This window comes from Leptospira borgpetersenii serovar Javanica, assembly GCF_003046425.1.
Taxonomy (GTDB): domain Bacteria; phylum Spirochaetota; class Leptospiria; order Leptospirales; family Leptospiraceae; genus Leptospira; species Leptospira borgpetersenii.
Genome location: NZ_QAJG01000006.1, coordinates 42,501 through 62,763, shown reverse-complemented (window position 1 = coordinate 62,763; position 20,263 = coordinate 42,501). Strand labels below are relative to the sequence as shown.

General features: G+C 40.4%; 16 protein-coding genes (1 of these 16 running past the window's edge). 11 read left to right on the top strand and 5 right to left on the bottom strand.

Annotated features, from left to right (window positions below; genetic code table 11):
- Positions 1–75 precede the first annotated feature (75 nt).
- Together CLV95_RS06310 and sufB are read left to right on the top strand one after the other, a co-directional pair.
- On the top strand, positions 76–657 hold the full coding sequence (locus tag CLV95_RS06310) for a peroxiredoxin (protein WP_002726250.1): 582 nt from the start codon (positions 76–78) through the stop codon (positions 655–657).
- A 218-nt stretch (positions 658–875) separates the two neighbouring features.
- Positions 876–2,291 (top strand): Fe-S cluster assembly protein SufB, encoded by a 1,416-nt coding sequence (gene sufB / locus CLV95_RS06305; protein ID WP_002726453.1) that lies wholly within the window; start codon positions 876–878, stop codon positions 2,289–2,291.
- A 176-nt stretch (positions 2,292–2,467) separates the two neighbouring features.
- Here the strand turns inward: sufB and CLV95_RS06300 are convergent, their stop codons facing one another.
- Genes CLV95_RS06300 through bfr form a run of 3 tightly spaced genes read right to left on the bottom strand, consistent with a single transcriptional unit; the run spans position 2,468 to position 5,307 of the window.
- Positions 2,468–3,583, bottom strand: coding sequence for an acetylglutamate kinase (locus tag CLV95_RS06300; protein WP_002726158.1), 1,116 nt, complete (start codon positions 3,581–3,583; stop codon positions 2,468–2,470).
- A 15-nt stretch (positions 3,584–3,598) separates the two neighbouring features.
- Positions 3,599–4,843 carry a THUMP domain-containing class I SAM-dependent RNA methyltransferase gene (locus tag CLV95_RS06295; RefSeq protein ID WP_002726433.1) on the bottom strand — a complete coding sequence of 415 codons (1,245 nt, stop codon included), beginning with the start codon at positions 4,841–4,843 and terminating at the stop codon, positions 3,599–3,601.
- Positions 4,840–5,307, bottom strand: a complete 468-nt coding sequence (bfr, locus tag CLV95_RS06290) for a bacterioferritin (RefSeq protein WP_002726206.1) — start codon at positions 5,305–5,307, stop codon at positions 4,840–4,842. Before bfr ends, CLV95_RS06295 begins: the two co-directional genes overlap by 4 nt.
- A 146-nt stretch (positions 5,308–5,453) precedes the next feature.
- On the opposite strand from bfr, the gene CLV95_RS06285 reads away from it, so the two are divergent.
- From CLV95_RS06285 to CLV95_RS06270, 4 genes are all read left to right on the top strand, one after another.
- Entirely contained in the window at positions 5,454–6,572 is a 1,119-nt protein-coding gene (locus CLV95_RS06285) for a thiolase family protein (protein ID WP_002726318.1), read from the top strand.
- Between the two features lie 14 nt (positions 6,573–6,586).
- Entirely contained in the window at positions 6,587–7,618 is a 1,032-nt protein-coding gene (locus CLV95_RS06280; protein ID WP_002734344.1) for a glycosyltransferase family 9 protein, read from the top strand.
- On the top strand, positions 7,615–8,904 hold the full coding sequence (locus tag CLV95_RS06275) for an aminopeptidase P family protein (RefSeq protein ID WP_002726269.1): 1,290 nt from the start codon (positions 7,615–7,617) through the stop codon (positions 8,902–8,904). The genes CLV95_RS06280 and CLV95_RS06275 overlap by 4 nt, the downstream gene beginning before the upstream one ends.
- Positions 8,905–9,685: 781 nt before the next feature.
- Positions 9,686–11,605 (top strand): phosphoethanolamine transferase family protein, encoded by a 1,920-nt coding sequence (locus tag CLV95_RS06270; RefSeq protein WP_002734535.1) that lies wholly within the window; start codon positions 9,686–9,688, stop codon positions 11,603–11,605.
- Positions 11,606–12,144: 539 nt separating this feature from the next.
- Here the strand turns inward: CLV95_RS06270 and CLV95_RS06265 are convergent.
- Complete coding sequence (locus tag CLV95_RS06265) at positions 12,145–14,133, bottom strand: LTA synthase family protein (RefSeq protein ID WP_002734337.1); 1,989 nt, start codon at positions 14,131–14,133, stop codon at positions 12,145–12,147.
- A 328-nt stretch (positions 14,134–14,461) separates the two neighbouring features.
- Here CLV95_RS06265 and CLV95_RS06260 point away from each other — a divergent pair, with 328 nt between their 5' ends.
- From CLV95_RS06260 to CLV95_RS06240, 5 genes are all read left to right on the top strand, one after another.
- Positions 14,462–15,214 (top strand): TetR/AcrR family transcriptional regulator, encoded by a 753-nt coding sequence (locus tag CLV95_RS06260; RefSeq protein WP_002726303.1) that lies wholly within the window; start codon positions 14,462–14,464, stop codon positions 15,212–15,214.
- A gap of 29 nt (positions 15,215–15,243) precedes the next feature.
- The gene (locus tag CLV95_RS06255; RefSeq protein WP_002734532.1) at positions 15,244–16,059 is read left to right on the top strand and encodes an efflux RND transporter periplasmic adaptor subunit; all 816 of its coding nucleotides are present in this window, start codon (positions 15,244–15,246) and stop codon (positions 16,057–16,059) included.
- Complete coding sequence (locus CLV95_RS06250; RefSeq protein WP_002734330.1) at positions 16,059–17,297, top strand: ABC transporter permease; 1,239 nt, start codon at positions 16,059–16,061, stop codon at positions 17,295–17,297. Before CLV95_RS06255 ends, CLV95_RS06250 begins: the two co-directional genes overlap by 1 nt.
- A gap of 1 nt (position 17,298) precedes the next feature.
- Positions 17,299–18,009: an ABC transporter ATP-binding protein gene (locus tag CLV95_RS06245; protein WP_002726143.1), complete on the top strand. Its 711-nt coding sequence runs from the start codon at positions 17,299–17,301 to the stop codon at positions 18,007–18,009.
- A gap of 138 nt (positions 18,010–18,147) precedes the next feature.
- On the top strand, positions 18,148–19,362 hold the full coding sequence (locus CLV95_RS06240) for a hypothetical protein (protein ID WP_002734359.1): 1,215 nt from the start codon (positions 18,148–18,150) through the stop codon (positions 19,360–19,362).
- A 468-nt stretch (positions 19,363–19,830) separates the two neighbouring features.
- On the opposite strand, the gene CLV95_RS06230 is transcribed toward CLV95_RS06240, so the two are convergent.
- Positions 19,831–20,263, bottom strand: partial view of a prepilin peptidase gene (locus CLV95_RS06230; protein WP_002734564.1) — the 3' portion only. It continues 416 nt past the right edge of the window; the window shows 433 of its 849 coding nt (coding positions 417–849); its start codon lies off the right edge, out of view; the stop codon is at positions 19,831–19,833.

The window sequence follows — 20,263 nt, the reverse complement described above, 5'->3', positions numbered from 1 at the left end:
AATATTTGCTTCTGAGGGGTTGGGAGATATCATGGGGTGTCTAAGTTTCAAAGTAAATTAAAAAGGAGAAATAAAATGCCGCAGGTTACATCCCTAGCACCGGATTTTAAAGCAGAAGCTGTTCTTGGAAAAGAGATCAAGGAAATTAAACTTTCAGATTATAAAGGAAAATGGGTAGTGTTATTTTTTTACCCGCTTGACTTTACTTTCGTTTGTCCGACTGAAATTATCGAATACGATAACAAACTTCCGGAATTCAAAAAACTCGGAGCGGAAATACTGGGAGTTTCTGTGGATTCAGCTTTTACTCATTTAGCTTGGAAAAATACTCCTAAAAAAGAAGGTGGAATCGGAGACATCAAATACCCTCTGATTGCGGATCTTACTAAGTCCATTTCTAGAGATTACAATGTTTTAACGGATGGTGGAGTTGCTTTAAGAGGAACTTTTATCATTGATCCAGCCGGTCTAATTCGCCAGGCGACTATCAACGATCTTCCTGTGGGACGTAATATTGACGAGGCGATCCGATTGATCAAAGCTTTCCAATTTGTCGAAAAACACGGCGAAGTTTGCCCGGCAAACTGGGATGAGGGAAAGAAAACGATGAAAGCCGATCCGGAAAAATCTAAGGATTACTTCTCGGCGGTAAATTGATTTTTTTCTGTCCGCAGATGCAAGTCTGCGGATGATGACATATCAGCACCCCTAAGAAGCGAGGTTTCAGTTACTTGAAGCGATCCGCAGAATGAGATCGCAAAAAGGGTAAGTGATTGTGAAATCAATGGCTATTCCTGAAATGGATCGTTAGCTGGTTCCTGTTTCTTTGGGGATTTTCCTTTTCCCAAGAGTCTAATTTCCGGAGGTAATGGAAAGTGGAACAAGTTCTGGAAAAAGAATCCATTTACGAAAATCGTTATTACCGTCCTGATAATTTCCCGAAAGGCCTTACACGCAAAGTCGTAGAGTCTATTTCGCATATCAAAAATGAACCGGATTGGCTCACTGAATTCCGTCTCAAAGCCTTTGAAATCTACGAACAAAAACCAATGCCGACTTGGGGATTTTTTCCCAATTTCAACGTAGACATCGATTCTTATACGCATTATATAGGTTCTAATCAACAGAAGAAAAAATCCTGGGATGAAGTGGATCCGGAGGTTCTTAAATCTTTCGAACGTCTCGGAATTCCGGAGCACGAACGCAAGTATCTCGCCGGAATCGAAGCGATGAACGATTCCGAAACTGTTTACGCTAATGTTAAAAAAGAATTAACCGAGCTCGGAATTCTTTTCTGCGACATAGACACCGCGATCCGTGAATATCCTGACATCGTAAGAAAGTATCTCGGGACGGTCGTGAGTGTAGGAGATAACAAGTTTTCCGCTTTGAACAGTTGTGTTTTTTCCGGTGGCTCTTTCGCTTTTGTTCCTAAAGGAGTGAAAACTCCGATGCCTCTTCAAGCATATTTTAAAGTGACGGCGGCTTCTTCGGGTCAGTATGAAAGAACTCTTCTGATCGCGGATGAAGGTGCGGAGATCGAATACTCCGAAGGTTGTTCTTCCGTTCAGGATAAAGGTACCAATTTTCACACTGCGGTTGTGGAGCTTATTGCTCATAAAAACGCCAAGATCTTTTATACAACGATCCAAAATTGGAAGAAGAATATGTACAACTGGACCGTCAAACGCGGATTATGCCATGAAAGAGGGCATATCACTTGGACTGATGTGAATATCGGTGCGAATACGGTCAAATATCCGGGAATTGTCCTCCAAGGAGATCATTCCACGGGGGATGTTCTTTCTCTTGCATTTGCGGGAGATGGGCAGATCCAAGATACCGGGGCGAGAATCATTCATGTCGGTAAAAATACTCGAAGTAATATATTAGCAAAAGGTGTTTCTCTCGACGGAGGAATCAATTCCTATAGGGGACTTGTTAAATTCACCTCTGGATCGGAGAATTCTTATTCTCACGTGAAATGTGACGGTCTGATGATGGACGATCGTTCTCAGTCCCACGCTTATCCTTATAATGACGTTTCCGGTCAAAACGGAACCTTAAATTATGAGGCTACCGTTTCTAGAATCGACGAAGATCAACTTTTTTATCTCCAATCCAGAGGTTTGTCGGAAGATGACGCAAAGCTTCTGATCATCAACGGGTTTTGTGAGGGTGTGACAAAACACTTGAATGTGGAATATTCTGTGGAAATGACACGTTTGATTCGTATGATTCTCGAAGACGGTCACGTGATTCAAGAAAACAACAGTTCTGCAGTAAGTTAAACTAATATTTCAATCGAGCGCCCATAGGAAGCGAGATTATAGGCTCTTTGCGCAACAAAGATGAACGATTCATAAAGAGCAAAGATGCTTTCGTTTCCTCCAACGGCCTTCTTGACTCCGTCGAATCAAGAGTTTTCATATTCGGAACTCGCCTTATGTTCAAGAATCATACTAATCTAAGGATCGTTCGATAGATCTTGCGGATGATTTCTTAAAAAGAAACAAATGCCTGGGATATGCTCCTCTTGAACTCCAATCCAAAAGTAAATCCAAATTCCTTCCTTTTGCATTCCGTCGCAGACCTTCATGTACCACTTGGATATCGTGTTTTCCTTTCTTGCTCTCCAGAATAAAACGGGAAACTTGCGGGTCATTTCGTCCCAAATATCTCTTCCGACACCTTCTCCTCTGGCGATTTCGTCTACTGCGAACTTGGAAAGAAATGTTCCGAAAGGGGTTTCCTTTACCAACGCACAACCTTTAAACTCGGATTCTAAAAGAATTCCGGCAAATTCTTGACTCCAAAAATTTTCTTTCAGAGCTTTTTGAAAAGCTTTTTCAATTAGAAGATTCAACTTATCTTTGGAAATCGAACGATGATCCGGAATAAAGTCGATTCTATTTTTTCTACGGATCAGAGTTCCGCTTCCCTTGATCGTAAATAATTCTTTAAGCAAGGAAGAAGCGGATGTAACCGCGATTCCGAATTCTTTATCCTTTACATTTTTATAAAGTTCTAAACAGGAAAATAAAAGGGAAGCGTCTTCTGAGTCCGGTTTGATGGAAGAATCGACGTCGAAGATCGAAACTTTATTCCCTTCGTGGAAAATTCCCCCTCTCGAATAAAGATGAACCAACTTTTTCGTATGTAGAGTGGAGCAGAGTTTGGTCAAGAACGTGAAAAGGGACGGCCCCTTTTCCTCCGTGACAAAAACAGGAAGTTTTTTTTCCGAAAGGGCTGAAATGACCGCACCCCTTAAATCTTGAGGATGTCGGAATAATTTTCCGGGGAGAATCGACGGAGATTCTTCTTTGTTATGATTTCTATAAAAAAGATTGGTATAAGAGATTCCATCCTTATCTAAAACTACGACCGGATATAAGTCCAACTTGTGAAGTATCTTGAGATTGTAAAGAAGCGCTTCTGCGGACTCCATGAGCGTGCCGGAATCCGCATAAATGACAGCGAACTTTTCAGGTTCGATCGAACGGAAAAGTTTTAAAAATTGAAACGAATCCTTAGTATTATCCGTAACTTCCAAAAGTTTAAGGAGAATCTCTTGATGTTTCATTCCGGTTCGATTGGATTATTTACCCAAAGTGTAGGCAACTAATTTTCCTTTGAGCTTACCAATCGTCAGGGATTGCTCCTTATCCTTTTTCAATTTGAGAAAGCCTAAGAGCGAAGTATCTCCGCAAGCGAGTGCCAAGATATTTCCCGTAAAATGATCTTTGAGTTTTTTCCCCCAAGCAACATAAATTTCCTTGGCTTCTTCTTTGGTACCTATTCGAACTCCGTAAGGAGGATTGGTCACGATAAAACCGTCGGAAATTTTTTTCTCATTTTCGGAAATAGTAGCGTCCGATTCGAAAAAAGTGATCAGGTGATCCACCCCTGCGTTCTTTGCATTTTGTCTTGCAAGATTCAAAATCGTTTCATTCTTGTCGGACGCGAAAATTTTCATTTCGGAATAATTCTTTACATTGAGGATCGGTTCCCCGAAGAGTTTCTTAAACGAAAGGGAAGACGACAAACTTCTGTAATTCGTGTAACCCCCGTATAAAAGTTTGAGAGCCGCTTCTACTACGATGGTCCCCGAACCGCAGAACGGATCATATAACACTGATCTGGCGTTCCATCCCGAATATCGAACCAAAGCGGATGCGAGAATCTCCCGCATAGGAGCCGGACCTCCGATTCTTCCATGTCCTCTTTGTTGAAGAGGCCTTGTGTTCAGACCCAGGGAAAGTTTTGCATGGTCGGAATGGGAGCGAAGATAAAATAACAAATCAGGTTCGTCTCGAGAGACCTTCGGGGGTTCTTTTCCTTTGGAACGAAATCGATCAAAGATGGCGTCTTTGAGTTTGTATGTCGCATAACGCGAGTCCTTCAAAGAATCCTTGGTCGTCGAATCGATTCGAAAAGAATATTCGGGTCCGAAGATTTTCTCGAACGGAAATTGGACAGCCTGGTTATAAAGATCTTCCGGACTTTCCACTTTCCAGTATTTTAAAGAAATACTGATCCCTGATGAGATTCCAGTAGAAAGAGCGAATTCCTTGAGGGTGCTCGTCGAACCTTGAAAAAAAACTCCGCCTCTATTTTCGGAAATGATCTTTAGACCGGCTTCTAAAATTTCTTCTTTTAAAAGCCCGGAAAGTCCGTCCGGGCAGGAAGCATGATATTCGAAAGAATCCGGCTTTGAAAAATCCCATTCCAATTTAAAAGGATTTTGCTTTTGATTTGGTTCGTTCGGAAAATTTTTTATAACGGATCTTTTTGATTTTAATCGGAGAGATTTTTTAGGAATTGGTTTTTTAGAATTTGTCACTCTATTTGCTGCGCGAGATAGTTTTCAACGCCAATTTGACGGATGATTTCTTGTTGGGATTCGATCCAATCGATGTGTTCTTCTTCCGAGACGAGAATTTTTTCAAACAACTCTCTTGTTCCATTGTCGTTATTCTTAACCGCGATCGCGATTCCACGATTGAATCTTTCTACAGCTGCATATTCTAAGTCAAGGTCCACCTTTAAGATCTCTTCGATATTTTTTCCTACATTGATTTTCATATATTTTTGAAGATCAGGTACACCGTCCAAGTAAAGGATACGATCGATGACTTCGTCAGCGTGTTTCATCTCGTCTATGGATTCGTGTTTCATAAAATCTGCAAGTTTTTTAAAACCCCAGTTCTTGTTCATCTTCGCGTGAATAAAATATTGATTGATTGCTGTGAGTTCCGCAGAAAGAACTTCTGCAAGAATGTCGAGTACTTCTTTATTACCTTTCATTGTTTTCTCCTTGTTATCAATTCAGTATAAAAATCATTCTTAATTTTGCAAGGATAGTTTAAAAACTCGAATGAAAAGTCGTCTTACTTGCGTTATTTAATTTTTTTTGATTTTCAATCTCACAATTTTAAAAAACATAGACTCCGATGTCTTCGCCCGTTTTTATTCTCGATTCGGAACTCAGTCCTTTCGGTAAAACTGCACTTGATTATCATTCTCTTTCTTATCAAACTGCAATTCAACTTTTGGAAAGAAATCCTGAATTTGAACCTCAGTTTCTTATTTTTGCTGCAATGGCTCCCGAAAGATACACGGGAGAGATCTTTCTTTCCGCAAGAATTAAGGAAAGCCTTGGTTTAAAGAATTTATTTACCATTAGAACGGAGACAGCTTCTTCATCGGGAGCGAGTGCTTTCCATACCGCCGTTTATTTTTTGCGATCAGGAGCGTTTCGAAGAGGAATTGTAATTGCTACCGAAGTGATGAGTCGTTTGGAAAGGGAGCAAAACAATCTTCTTTTAGGGAGCGTTTTGTCCGAGCGTCAAAAAGGTTTTGCGATGTCCATGGCTCAAGGCGGGGGAATGATAGCGACACGTTATCTGCACGAGTACGGATACGGTCGTAAGGACTTGTATGCTCTTTCCAAGAAGTTGCACGATAACGGTCTGAAGAACGAAAAGGCTCATATTCGAAAGAATATTACAGAAGAAGAATATTTTAATTCTCCTCTTTTTGCGAGTCCTCTTTGTCTGTATGATATTTCTCCTCTTTCCGACGGGAGTTGTGCCGTATTACTCGATTCCGAAGAAGCGAAATCTCCCAAACGGCTCGAGGTTCGCGGAATCGGTCACGGGATCGGGGATCTTTCTTCTCCTCCGGGTTTTTTAAGTTTTCCTTCCAGTGTTTCTGCATTTGCGGGAGCGTATAAAGAAGCCGATTTAAAACCGGAGCAGATTCGGATTGCCGAGCTTCACGATGCATTTACTCCTTTTGAGTTGATCGGCGCCGAGGATGCGGGACTTTTTCCAAAAGGGAAGGCTTTGCGTTATGTGCGAGAGGGTAAAACTCATCCTGATGGACAACTGCCGATCAATGCTTCGGGCGGTTTGAAAACGAGGGGACATCCTGTGGGAGTTTCGGGCCTTGCTCAAATTGCGGAATTACAGACTTGGATGTGTAAAGAGGAACGTTTCCAAAACGGTTTGGCTCTTTCGATCGGCGGTTTGGGGATAAACAATTTTGCGACGATTCTCTCCAAAGTTTAGAACGGAATTTAACAGTGAATGAAAAAATACTTCTGGTTCAGACCGCATTTTTAGGAGATCTGATCTTAACGACTTCCTTCTTTCGGGAAGTCAAAAGAAAATATCGGAATTCGCACCTTACGGTCGTAGTCAACAAAGGTACAGAAAGTGTGCTGGAAGCCAACCCTTATATAGACAGACTGATTCCTTTGGATAAGAAGGAATTTAAAAGATCTTTGTGGAAATTTTTTTGCTTTTTGTGGAGTCTCCGAAAAGAACGTTATACTCTTTGTATCCTTCCCCATTTTTCCTTTCGTTCCACTTTGATCGGGTTTGCTAGTAGGGCCAAGGTGAGAATCGGTTACGAATCCGCCGGTTTTTCTTTTTTACTCACTAAAAAAGTTCCGAGATCTATTCGAGGAATGCACGAGGTGGAAAAACTTTTTTCTTTGTTATACGATAGAGAGGAATATACTAAAATACAAAAACGTCCTGAACTTTTTTGGCGCGAAGAATCCGTTTTTCGAATTCGAGTTTTGATGAGGGAGAATGGACTTGAACCCGGCAACTACGTTTTACTCGCGCCGAGTTCGGTTTGGGAAACGAAACGGATGCCCGCTTCTAAGTTTAGGGTTTTAGGAGAACGTCTTGCAAAAGAATCCGGAAAAAAAGTGGTTCTTATTGGTTCCAAAGCGGATATCGAGCTTTGTGAAGAAGTAGGCGCCGGTTACGGAATTAATTTTGCGGGAAAAACCGACTTACCCGAACTTTCGTTTTTGGTTTCCAAAGCCGCTTTGGTGATCAGTAACGATTCTTCTCCAATTCATTTCGCTTCCGCGTTTAATATTCCCACGTTAGCTGTTTTTGGTGCAACTATTTCCGATTTCGGTTATACTCCTCTTGCCGATTCTTTCTTTATTTCCGAGATCCAGGGGCTTTATTGTCGTCCTTGCGGGATTCACGGCGGAAAGGTTTGTCCGGAAGGACATTTTCGTTGTATGAAGGAGCAGAATGTGGACAAAATGTTTGAAGCGGCGATCCAATTGGAAAGAGGAGATGTAAAATGACCCATGCCCTTTATAGAGAAAGAATCGCAGAAGTTCAGAAAAAGCTCAAAGACGGAGAGGTTTTGATCGTTTTTGCGGCTTCTCATTTAATCCGAAATCGAGACGTGGACTATAAATTTCGTCAGGATTCCGATTACTATTATCTCACCGGTCTTGACGAATCCGATGGGATTATAATATTAAAAAATTCTTATAAATCTATATTTGTTCTTCCCAAGGATAAGGAAAAGGAGATTTGGACCGGGATTAGAGTCGGAAAAGAAAGAGCAAAAGAACTTTTAAGGCTTGACGAGTCGTTTGATACGACGGAATGGGAATCAAAACTGGATGAGATTCTCCTCAATCAACATACTTTATATCATTTTTTCGGAAAAAATCTAGTTCGAGATACGAGACTCATCGAATGGATTTATTCTCTCAATCAAAGATCCAGGGAGGGAAAATTCGGACCGAGAAGAATCGAGTCTCCCGATTTTTTACATTGGATGCGTATGTTCAAATCTCCAATGGAGATTGATGCGCTTCGAGAGTCGGCTAGAATTACCGCTTTGGGCCACGAAAGGCTTATGAGAGAATCCAGACCCGGTATGTACGAATACGAACTTGAAGCCATTTTAGAATCCGAATATTTGAAACACGGAGCCTGGGGAGGAGGTTACGGACATATCGTCGCCGGCGGAAAGAATGCTACAATTCTACACTATACATCTAACAACTGTAAGTTGAACGACGGCGAACTCGTTCTTGTGGACAGCGGTGCTGAAAAAGGATATTATACCGCGGACGTTACTCGAAATTTTCCCGTGGGTAAAAAATTTTCTTCCGAACAAAAAGCGGTGTATGAAGTCGTTTTAAAGGCTCAAAAGGAGGCCGTGTCCAACACAAAAGAAGGAGTCGAATTCGTCGCGATTCATGAACAGGCTGTTAGAACACTCGTGGAAGGTTTGAAAGATCTAGGTTTATTACGAGGTTCGACCGACTCCATCTTAGAACAAGGAACATTCAAAAAATATTATATGCATAGGACCAGTCATTATTTGGGAATGGACGTTCACGACGTGGGCACTTATTATCAGAACGGGGCCTCTAAAAAATTAGAAAGTGGTCAGGTGATTACGATCGAACCCGGACTTTATTTCGATCCTAGCGACCTTGAAATTCCGGAAAAATTCCGAGGGATCGGAGTTCGAATCGAAGACGATGTTCTCGTACAGGGTTCCAATCCTTTGAATCTGACTTCTATGATTCCGAAGGAAATAGACGAGATAGAATCTAGAAAGAATTGACGTCTCATTGCTTTTCTTGCAGATCGAATTTTTCTGTTGCAAAACGATGGAAATCCGAACGTGCAGTCGGATTCCGATCCTAAACAACGTGAGTTCGATATGACCAATAGAGTTGTTGAAAAATTCCATGATTCGGATTAACAAAACCGCTTCAAACATCCATTTCAACAAAGCAGAAACGGACAGAGAATTAGTTTTTCAACAACTCTAATGAGAAAACGAGTATTATGCTGGGATTCATAGAGGATATCAATTTAGTTTGAAAAATTCAGGTGAAACGCTTTTTACGAAAGCGTTTCAAGTTGCGAGCGATTCGCCAAGATTTTCTTATACCAATACAAAGCGAAGATTTCCAAGTCTTTTGAAACCGGGATTAATAACTTTTTTGTCTTTATCAAAACCTCAGCGGCGTTTTGTTTGAAGTTTTCATGATAGTGTTTTTATGGGCGATGCTTTTTATCCTTGATTCCTATAAGCCCTGTTCACCTTAAACGGGGGAGTTTACTCGAAGTATTGATAGAGCCGACCGGTTCAATCCAAGATGGAATATCAGATTTCCTTAAATCAATTATAAGATTGAGACTCCCTTTGTAGGGAAGAGTATTTTTTAAAATCCATTTGAAAAAAACTTGATTTCTAAGACGTTCTTAAAGATAAAATGTAAGCAATTGCTTACTATATGGAGCTTGGAATGTTTCCTTTCGGTTTATGATCCGAATAAAAAATAAAATTTCGTATTAAGATAAGATCAGTTTTATTTCAAGCAAGAACGGAGTATTTTTTGTTTTTTTTATTCAAGCAAAAATGGGATAATTTTTATTCTTTTATTTCCGAGTCCGGATTCAGATTTTTTTTCATTTTTCTCATTCCGTCTCTGATTCTATTCGTAGATCTCGGATTGCGGTGGAAAGTTCTGAGCCAGATGGAGGTTTTACAGTGGTATTATTATTTCCTTTCTTTCTTTTATTCGATTTTGATTTATTCTCTGTTGCTTTTTTCTCTTGCTTTTCTTTTGTCCGCATCAAAGAAAAAAGCGTATTGGAGCATCCTGGTATTTTCCGCCTTCGGTTATTCAAGTTGTATAATCGGTTCTTACGGATATTTTCTATATGCGGGAATCATGCCGAATTTCTTTGTTTTTTCTTATATTTTTCAAGAACCGTTTAATAGTTGGACTATATTCAAGGGTGGACTTACGATTTCGAGTCTCATCGGTTTTTTACTTATTTTCATTTTGGCGTTTCTGAGTTTGAGGGTTGTGTCGGCGAATTTTAAACCGGTTCGATTTACGAGGAGCATTTATTCTGGTTTGTTTTTTGGGGTATTGATTCTTACCGCTTTTTTTCACAACAATACGCGGTTCAACGACCAGATTTACGTCTCGGACACAAATTCGATTTCGTTTATCAATCGGAACATTTACAATATTCTTACGGGAGATCGACTCGGTTCCGCGGGATTACAATCGAGAAATAAGCCCAAGTTGAACAAAAGTCCGAATCCGTTTCGAAAAAACATTTTAATCATTCTAGGCGAGAGTCTTCGTAGAAAGAATATGGCTCTTTACGGTTATAGTAAGGATACGACTCCGTTTTTGAATCGTTGGGCACAAAATACTCAGAATGGATCCGTTGTGGTTTTTCAAAAAGTATTTTCGAATGCAAGTTCCACATTGATTTCGGTTCCGAGTTTGTTGTCGGGAGTTTCTCCGATTCAACCTGTTTCCATGACCCATAGTTTTCCTTTGTTTTGGGAATACGGGAAGGCTGCGGGGCTTTCCACATTTTACATTTCGAGTCATAGTTTTCGTTGGAACAATTTTTCAGGTTTTTTTAGAAATGCGGGAATCGATTTTTTATGGAATAAGGAAATCAGCGGACTCGGTGTTTTTAATGATATAGGGATCGATGATCGTAAAACGGTGACCGAATTTCAAAATCAAGTGAAACTTCTCAAAAGCAAGGGTCGCAATTTTGCCGGAGTTTTACATTTGAATACGAATCACTTTCCCTACATCGTTCCGGAAGAATTTGTTTATTTTCCGATCGGTAGGGATACCTTTGCGCCGTACGATAATTCCGTCCGTTATTTGGATCATCTTTTGGAAAAAGTATTCCATTTTTTGAATGAAGAAAAACTGATGGAAAATACTCTTGTGATCTTTACTTCCGATCATGGAGAGGCGCTTTTCGAACACAACTACATAGGTCATATAGAAAGTAATCATATTGAAACTTTGGCGATTCCAATGGTGTTTTTCCTGCCGAAGGAAAAAAATCATTTTCAGGAGCGTTTGAAAAAAAATATCGATAAAAACGTTTCCAATACGGATTTAATACCGACCGTCGCGGAAATATTAGGCGTTTCTAATCAACCCGAGATAAAAAGTTATCTCTCAAAATTGGAAGGGGCTTCTCTTCTTTCTAATCTTCCGGAAGGCCGTCGTATTTTTATCGCGAATAATAACGAAACTTCTCTTTATCGAGTTGGAATGAGTTATATCAAAGGGAATTTGCATTATATGCTTCGTCTCAATTCGTTTCCGCCGGATGAAGAAGTTTATGATATTCAAACGGATCCGTATGAAAAAAAGAACCTCTGGCCCGGTCTGAGTTTGGGAGAAAAACGAGAGATCCGTAGGCAATTGGATGAATGTGGTCTTTGTTATGATCTTTATGCCGCTTCCGGAATTAAACTTTGATTCTTACAAAGAACTTTACTATTTGTGGCTTTTTAAATTTTTAATAGATTCAAAATTTCCTGCGAGAACACGATAGAAGAAGATAAATATCATTCTTTTTTAATTTAAAAAAAGGCGTATCTTTTTATACCGACAGATCGATCTTCGACCGGACCTTCTTAGTTTTGTCGATTCAAGAATATCATTTTCGAACTGTCTTACATTTAAGAATCATACAAATCTATATCATTTTGGGGTTTAGTGCTTTATTCACATAAACTTTCTCTACGAACCTCACATTAAGTAAGTTCTCGGGATAACGGCTCAATAAGAAAAAATATAAAAGTGACAGTTTGTTTGCCTTTTGCGATATATATATATTAGAATTGTTGAAAAATGAATCTTCATCTGCTTCACGGAAACGGTCGAATAAAGCAGTTTTGTAAATCTGAATTGTGGAATTTTTCAACAGCTCTAGACGCTATCTCAAAAATATCTTAGAACGATTGGAATCGGCGTTTTAAAGAAAAATAAAGTATTTTTGAGATAGTTTCTGTTGTCTACGGATTCGTTTTAGTAGATACTACTTTTTGCAGTTCGGTTTCCGAAGGAAAAACGATATTTTGATTCAACAATTCATAGCTTAAGTTTAGATATGCCTTTGCCTTTTTGCTCATTTCATCGCAGACCTTCGGATCCCGGTCACAAAAGTTGTTTTTTTCACGAGGCGGATTGATATTGTAAGAAAGATCTTCTTTCCCATCGAAAAATCTCAAATAAAAAAGATCATTTTCGATCCAGCCGAATAAATTTCCATAAGCAAAGTAGGCTGTTTGAGTTCTCCTCGGAGCTAAGAGATTTCTTCCCATAGAGGAAAAAACCGCCTTCTTACCGACAAGTCCCAGGATTGTCGGAATTATATCCAATTGGGAAGCGATAGTTTCGTCTAACGCAGGAGAAACTCTTCCCGGAGCATAAATCAGAAATGGGACGTTTCTGTCCTCGTAGTAATCCAAATATCTGTGATGGGTATGATCCGCAACAAAAACGAAAATAGTGTTCTTGAAGTATTTCGATTTTTCTGCCTGGGTGATGAAATTATGAATCGCCCAATCCGCGTAATTGTAAACGTTTAAAAAATCGTAATCTCTTGTGGAAGGATCAAAAATTCTGAATTTTTTCGAAGGAGTTCTGTAGGGGTAGTGGGTTGTCAGGGTCAAAGCAAGACCTAAGATCGGTTTTTTAGAAGCAGAAATTCGTTCATGCAATAATTGTAATACGTCTGCGTCGTCGTATCCCCAGGCGCCTAGTTGAAATCTTCCTAACTTTGCGATTTCCTTTTCCCCGAGTACGGTATCGAAGCCCCAGTGGGGCATAAGAGTGCTTTTATTATCGAAACTTAGATCTCCACCGGTCACGAAATAAGTATCATAGCCCATTCTTTTGAAAATATTACCGATACCGGAAAAGTTTCCAAGAACTTGATGCGTTCTCACTACGGTCAGACCTGGGCGGTCGGGAATTCCGGTAAGGATCGACATCATTCCATTTGTGGTTCTTCCGCCGGAAGCGATGAACCGATTATAGAATCTTCCTTTTTTTAAAAGTTGATTGAAATACGGCGTGACTTCTTTTCCGTCCACAAGCCCGTTCGAGATCGGTTTGATAAATTTTCCCGTCCAATTTTCAAGCATGATTAAGACTACATTGGGAGGAGTTCCAGGATTAGTTTCCTGTTGAACGCGTAAGATCGGATATTTATCGCTGACAAATTCCGAGCCCGGATAGGAAATTTCCTTTCTTACGATCTCTATTGCTTCCTTCGTTTCCAATTTTAGAAATTTCGGGATGGACTGACTTTTTAAGTCCATAATCGAAGTGAAAACGCCGTTGAGCGCGATATTGTTTACGAAGTTGTTTCCGGAAACGATTGCATTCGTAGCTCTTATGGGAGATTCTTGAATGCCTCCCCGAATTGCAATGATCGTAACGGCCAAAACGATCGAGATCTGAAATAATGTGGATTTCCAAGATTCCTTCCGATATCGATACGGGTTGTATTTGAGAAATAACCATGTCGACAAGGGAAGAAAAAACAGTAAGAATGAGATTCCGATCAAAAATGTAACCGTGTTTTGCTCCATCGCCGATTTCAGAATCACACCTAAGTCTTTTCCGAGAAATACGAATCCTTCATAACCGATATGTTTGTTTGCGTTTTCAAAATAAATGATGTCCGCGATCAGATGTGCAATCATCCAAATTCCTAAAAGGATCGGAGTGTATCCCCAAAAAAAGCGGTATAGTTTGAATCGATTTAAGTACGGCAATACGGAAAGAAGAGCGAATAATCCCAAGGTCATTCCGATTACTACGAGATCGAAACGAAAGCCTAAAAGAAATGCGAGTAAGACTTCTCTGAAAGAAACGCCTTGGAGTCGGTACCAATAGACCGAAAGAAATGCGATCTTGTATAGAAAGAGAATGAGGGCGAAGTAGAGAACATAACCTAAGACGAGTTTTAAGTGGGTGGGGATACGTTGAAACATTCTGACTCTTTTTGTGTATGGTATGGGTTGAGAATTGGAATCTCGAAACTTATAGTAATAATAGGTTTAAGTGGAAGTGGATACTCAAGTCAAAAATATTTTTGCTCGGATACGATTCCTAAAAATACGTTTCTTGAGTTCTACCGTCACATACGGATCGGTACGCTGCTTCTGTTGTCGTTATGAGCGCCACTTTGTGATACAAAAAGTGGATTCGGGTTTCAAGTTTGTGAAACTATAGCCGTGAAAAAATCGGGAATCAAAAAGAATTTGGGTCTTGACAGATTTTTATGTGTCTTCATAATAAGTGAGTAATCACTCACTTATTATGAATTTGCAAGTACAAGAAGAAGTGCAAAACAGTATCGATCTTGATCGAAATTGGCCGGAAGGACAAAAAAAAATCTTTTTGGCTGCAGTTGAGATATTCGCTCAAAAAGGTTTTTCCGCTGCAACCACGGGAGAGATCGCCAAAAAGGCCGGAGTTGCGGAGGGGCTGATCTTTAAATATTTTAAGAGTAAAAAAGAACTTCTTCTGAGTTTAGTGCTGCCAATCCTGAAAGATTTTATTGCGCCGATCTCGCTCAAAAGACTGCAGGCGATTTTTACTCGGGAGTTTTCGACTTTAGAAGAATTTCTTACGGCGATTTTCGAAGAAAGGGTGACGTTCATAGTAAAAAATAGGCATCTGATTCGAATCATTTTTCAGGAAGCTTCTACCACGTTCGAGATCCAAGCCGTTTTGAAACGAGTTTTCAAAGAAAAACTGGCACCTAAAGTTAAGGAACGTCTTAGGAACTTTCAAGAAAAGGGAATGATTGTCGATATGCCGATCGATTCCGTATTCCGTTTGATTGCGACTAACATTGCCGGATACATCTTATTTGCGGAAATTCTCTATAGACCGGAAGCGGAAGGCTACTCGGATCAGGAAGTTGAGTTGAAGAGAACGATCGAGTTTATAGCAAGAGGACTTAGGCCTAAAACTAAAACGAAAGAAAAACCAGTTTTGAAACCTAGAGCCAAGAAGAAATCACCTGTTCCTGCAGCGGCGAAAGTGAAGAAAAAAAAGAAATCTTAGTATTAGGCCGATTTTTATCAGGAATTTGTATGAATGTTTTAATCGATAAAATAAAATTTTGGTTTTCTGTATACAGAACCTTACGTTTCCCGTTTCGAATACTTTTGCCGCTTCTTCCTGTTTTGTTTTTGATTCTATTCTTAGCTATGAAGGAAAAAAATAAGGCAGAAGACATAGCCGTTCTCGGTCCGGTTGCGGAGAAGGTTTACGGGCTTGGGACCGTTCATTCTTTGAATACGTTTCGATTCAGAGTTGGAGTTCCTACTAAAATTACGAAGGTTTTTGTTTTGGAAGGGGATGAAGTAGTACCGGGTCAGGCTTTGCTTCAACTCGAAGGAATAACCATTGTTCGTTCTCCGATTCGAGGGATCGTTTCCGATGTAGGTTATCACGAGGGGGAAGTGGCCTTTCAAAATCTTCTCGCGATCGAAGTATTGGGAATAGGATCCAAATATCTTATCGTAGCGCTTGATGAACAGATTCTACTTTCGGTTCGTAAGGGACAAAAAGCTTTGATTCGTTTTGAAGGAAAGCCGAACGAGGTCGCACAAGGACGTGTACAAGGAACATTTTCGCGAGCCGGTCAGTTTTTTGCAAGGATAGAAACGACATATTTTCCTGAAGGTGTTCTTCCCGGGATGAGTGCGGATGTCGCGATCGAAATCGGAAATAGGGAAAACGTGATTCTTGTCCCTAGAAAATACGAAAAGAAACGTAAAATTATAATATTCAGAAATGGTAAATCGATAGAGATTCCTTTTACGCCCGGATTAAAATCGGAGCAATTTATCGAAGTGAAAGAAGGGGATGTTCGAGCCGGAGATAAACTTTCGGAGGCTCCGTAATGTTGTTCATCGCAATCAGGCAAATGCTTGTCAGAGGAAAACAAACCTTGACGACACTTTCAGGAATTGTTTTAGGTACGGCCGCTTTTATCATCATTTCCGGAGTTCTTCTCGGATTTAGGGGATATCTCGTCGATCAGCTGATCAACGCGGATTGTCACGTTCGAATCAGTCCTCGACAAGAAATCATTCAACCGGATTCCATGGACGATTTGTTTCCTGGGGAAAACGTGTTTTGGCTTTCCCCTCCTTCCGGAAAACGCGGTTCCACACATCTAAACAAAGCGAGCCTCTGGTACGAACGATTGGATCGAGATAAAGAGGTGCAGGCATATTCTCCGCAGGTGAGCGGGCGGGTATTTTTATTTTCCGGTTCCAACCAGGAAACCGGAAAGATCATAGGAATCATTCCATCCAGACAGATTCAAGTCACACCTCTCGCCGATTATATTACGGAAGGAAGTGTGGAGTCCCTATCTGCGGGAAATAGGATCATCTTAGGAGATGGGCTTGCGAAATTTCTCGGACTCGGGTTGAACAAAACGGTATGGATTTCTTCCGGTTATCAAGACAAAACTCCGTTTCGGATTGCCGGAATCTTTCGTTCCGGAAACAAGGCTCTCGACGATAGCATCGCCTATGGATTGTTATCCGAAGTTCAGCTTTTGACGGCTCAGTCCGGAATGGTCACGGATATAGCCGTTCGCCTAAAGGACGTAAATCTTTCACTCCAGAAAGCGGAAGAATGGAGAAATATGGGAGACGAAAAAGTTCTAAGCTGGCAGGAAGCGAATACGAGTTTTTTTGCCATCTTTAAACTTCAGGATGCGATTCGATATTCTATGACGGCAGCTATTTTGACGGTTGCTGGATTTGGAATATATAATATTCTGAATGTGATTATCAATCAGAAAAAAAGAGAGATCGCGATTCTTAGATCCATCGGGTACAGACCGAACGAAGTATTGATGATTTTTCTGTTACAAGGTCTGATTTTGGGACTTTCAGGAGGAATTATCGGATTGTTGATCGGATTTTTGGCTTGTATCAGAATCGAAACGCTTCCGTTTACAAATCCGCTTTTTTCCGCAAAAGCTACAACGATGGTCGTTTCTTTTGCCCCCGCGATTTACTTGCAGGCGTTTGCGCAATCGATGGTTGCCACTTTGATCGCGAGTTGGATTCCCGCAAGATCCGCCGGAAAACTATCACCGATCGAAATCATACGAGGAGAATAGGATGCAAGCGGTAAGCCTTTCCGTAAATGACCTTAGAAAAACTTTCGGTAATTCGGAAATCATCAAAGGGGTCAGCTTGGATATCGAGGAAGGAGATTATGTTTCTCTAACGGGAAAGTCCGGTTCCGGAAAGAGCACCCTTTTGTATATGATTAGTTCTTTGGATCCTCCGAGTTCGGGAACGGTCGAGATCGACGGAAAAAATATCTATCGGATGGATGAGGAAGAAATCCACGATTTTAGAAATAAAAGAATGGGATTCATTTTTCAGTTTCATTACTTATTACCCGAGTTTACCGCGATCGAAAATGTTTTGATGCCTGCAAGAAAAGCCGGACTTTTAAAGAAATGTCAAAGTTATGCGGAATATCTTTTAGAGGAATTCGATCTGAAGGATAGAATGGACTATCGAATTAACCGTTTGTCTGGAGGTCAGGCGCAGAGAGTTGCGATTGCACGCGCACTTGTGATGAATCCGAAATACATTTTTGCGGACGAACCTACAGGGGCCTTGGATTCGACGAACACGAAGGCGGTTATGAACATTCTCGAAAAGGTCAATCGAGAAACGAAAGCTACGATTCTTGTGGTTACTCACGATTCGGATTTTGCTTCGAAAACAAAAAGACAGATTCATCTTGTGGACGGCCGGGTCGTATCTTTGAAAGAATTCGAAACGCTCAAAAAAAATGGAAAAAAGGAACGCGTCTGAATACTTCTAAAAGTTATCTAAAAAATACTTTATCTTTGTTTAAAATTCAGATCATTCTAAGAAATTTTCGAGATAGTTTCTAAAGTGGGAAAAATTTTCAGATAGGCATTCAAATCCCCATTTTTCATTCTGCGTCTAATGCGCTGGAAGTTTCCAAAGTTTAAATCGGGTCAATTGAGAAGATGGGAGTATTTACTTCCAACCGGGTCTTCTAAAGAAACCGAACAGATCGCGAAAAAGATCATCTCGGATTCTTATCTTCCAAAAGCACAAACTCCGCTTTTAAAGATTTTGTCCGGAAAGATTTTACTCGAGAATGCGAACTTTAGACAGGCACTCGAATTACTAGTAAGAATTCCTTGGACAAGGGATTTTCGATTGAATTTGGGAATGTATCCGTTTAAACGATCCTTTTCTTTTCTGGAATTTGAATCTTCATTAAGAAAATCTAAAATTCTTCCGGAGAAATGGAATCTCCAATTTCGTCCTCAGGTAAAAGGACGGACAGAATGGACTCTTGAGGATTTGAGGAGGCTTTGGGAAGCGGACGCAAATTCCGAAAATCATAGAACTACGGAACTCAGTGCGCTTTTGGTGGAAGACGAAATCATTTTAAGCGTTAGTCTTTCCGGAGAGCCCCTTAATCAAAGAGGAAACTTTCAATTTCTTTCCAAGTCCGCTCCGATTCGAGAAGATCTTGCGAGATATTTGATCGAGAGAATGCACAAAATACTTCCTGATCCGGACGCGGTTTTTGTTCCGTTTGCGGGAACCGGAACATTGATTCGAGAATCTGTGGATTCGATTTTAGGAATCTGTTTTCCTCATTATTCGAGGGAATATCTGTTTCAAGATATGGAGGAATTTCCGAGAACTACCTGGGATTTTTTAAAGAAGAAAACACTGAAGAATTTCGTCGGGAGCCCAATCGGAATCTGGTGGAACGAGTTGAACGGGGAGACTTTCGAATATACTAAAAATAGGATGAAAGTATATCAGGATTTTCTAAAGCAATATGGGTTTTACGATTCTTTTCGTTTTGTTCAAAATGAAGGCGACTTTTTTCTGTTTTCCCCGCAGGAGGTTTGGAATACCTTAGGAAAACGTCAACGGGTCTGGATGCTTCTCAATCCGCCTTACGGACTCAGATTGGGGATCGGTTCTTCGAGCGCTTTTTATAGAAAGTTGGGTGAAAGATTGACACATTGGTGGGAGCTTCCTTCCGAGATCGGCGGTTTTGTACTTTGTCCGAACGAAGAGTGTTGGTCCGTTCTGATCCGTAGTATGGGAATCAAAACCGATACGATTCATGTGACTCATGGGGGTTTGGATATGAGGGTTGTGTATTTTTAATCGGGTAACGGACATAAAACCAAAGAACTACTTAAACTCCGCCAAAGGTGTTTCTGATTATCAGAATCTTTTACAAAAATTAAAGTAATGTGAATTCGATATAAGAAAGTTTGAACGAATCCGGCCTTTGCAAGCAAAGGCCGGGCCCCAGTCAAATAGATTGTATGAAAGAAACGTAATGCGATATTTCGTTTTTAGTTACAATTTATTATGGAAGCGAGATGCAGAGTTTGAGAGCGGTGGCGGCTTGAATTCCCTGTGTTCACGCTTCAATCGCTTTCGCATTTGTTACGCAGAACTCACGTTAAAATACTATTAAGCGAGGATTTGCAGGACGGTATTCGAATCAAGGGCTTGCAAATTGCAGATCCATTTTGTTCTTCGATAAAAAAGAAAAAATATTCGAACGCAATGCCGAGCCAAATACAGCTTTCGGCTGAAAAACTTGGATACGATTCCTTTTCGCATTCATTCTTCTGAATATTCTGAAAATAAGGTAAACGGAGCCAGATCAGATTCAAAAAAAACTCTACTCAAAAAAGTGAGCATTAGGCCGATTCCGAAATACAAACCCATAGGAATCGGAGCCTTGCGCAAACTTTTTCCTCTTTCCCGAAGAATAATCGTCAATAAAACGGCCGGAATGTAGGAAGCGTTTAAAAAGAACATCCACCAAGGGTGGCCTGCGATCAATGCGTAAACAGGAGCGAACAGAACGTCTCCGAACCCGATTCCACCCGGAAATAAAAAAAACAGGATCAAAAACACGAGAAAAAAACCGCCCAAAACGTAAAGTTCGTTTAAACCCGGCAATTTTCCGTTGAACAAAAAAACGGATGTGATTCCGAAAAATAGAATCCAAGGAAGATTTTCGTAATCCAAGGAGAAGTGAAATGCGTCC

Excerpts from the sequence above, each read along its gene's own strand:
- CLV95_RS06310 (WP_002726250.1), top strand. The coding sequence starts at position 76 with ATGCCGCAGGTTACATCCCTAGCACCGGATTTTAAAGCAGAAGCTGTT.
- CLV95_RS06300 (WP_002726158.1), bottom strand. The coding sequence starts at position 3,583 with ATGAAACATCAAGAGATTCTCCTTAAACTTTTGGAAGTTACGGATAAT.
- bfr (WP_002726206.1), bottom strand. The coding sequence starts at position 5,307 with ATGAAAGGTAATAAAGAAGTACTCGACATTCTTGCAGAAGTTCTTTCT.
- CLV95_RS06285 (WP_002726318.1), top strand. The coding sequence starts at position 5,454 with ATGTCTTCGCCCGTTTTTATTCTCGATTCGGAACTCAGTCCTTTCGGT.
- CLV95_RS06275 (WP_002726269.1), top strand. The coding sequence starts at position 7,615 with ATGACCCATGCCCTTTATAGAGAAAGAATCGCAGAAGTTCAGAAAAAG.
- CLV95_RS06265 (WP_002734337.1), bottom strand. The coding sequence starts at position 14,133 with ATGTTTCAACGTATCCCCACCCACTTAAAACTCGTCTTAGGTTATGTT.
- CLV95_RS06260 (WP_002726303.1), top strand. The coding sequence starts at position 14,462 with ATGAATTTGCAAGTACAAGAAGAAGTGCAAAACAGTATCGATCTTGAT.
- CLV95_RS06255 (WP_002734532.1), top strand. The coding sequence starts at position 15,244 with ATGAATGTTTTAATCGATAAAATAAAATTTTGGTTTTCTGTATACAGA.
- CLV95_RS06250 (WP_002734330.1), top strand. The coding sequence starts at position 16,059 with ATGTTGTTCATCGCAATCAGGCAAATGCTTGTCAGAGGAAAACAAACC.
- CLV95_RS06245 (WP_002726143.1), top strand. The coding sequence starts at position 17,299 with ATGCAAGCGGTAAGCCTTTCCGTAAATGACCTTAGAAAAACTTTCGGT.
- CLV95_RS06240 (WP_002734359.1), top strand. The coding sequence starts at position 18,148 with ATGCGCTGGAAGTTTCCAAAGTTTAAATCGGGTCAATTGAGAAGATGG.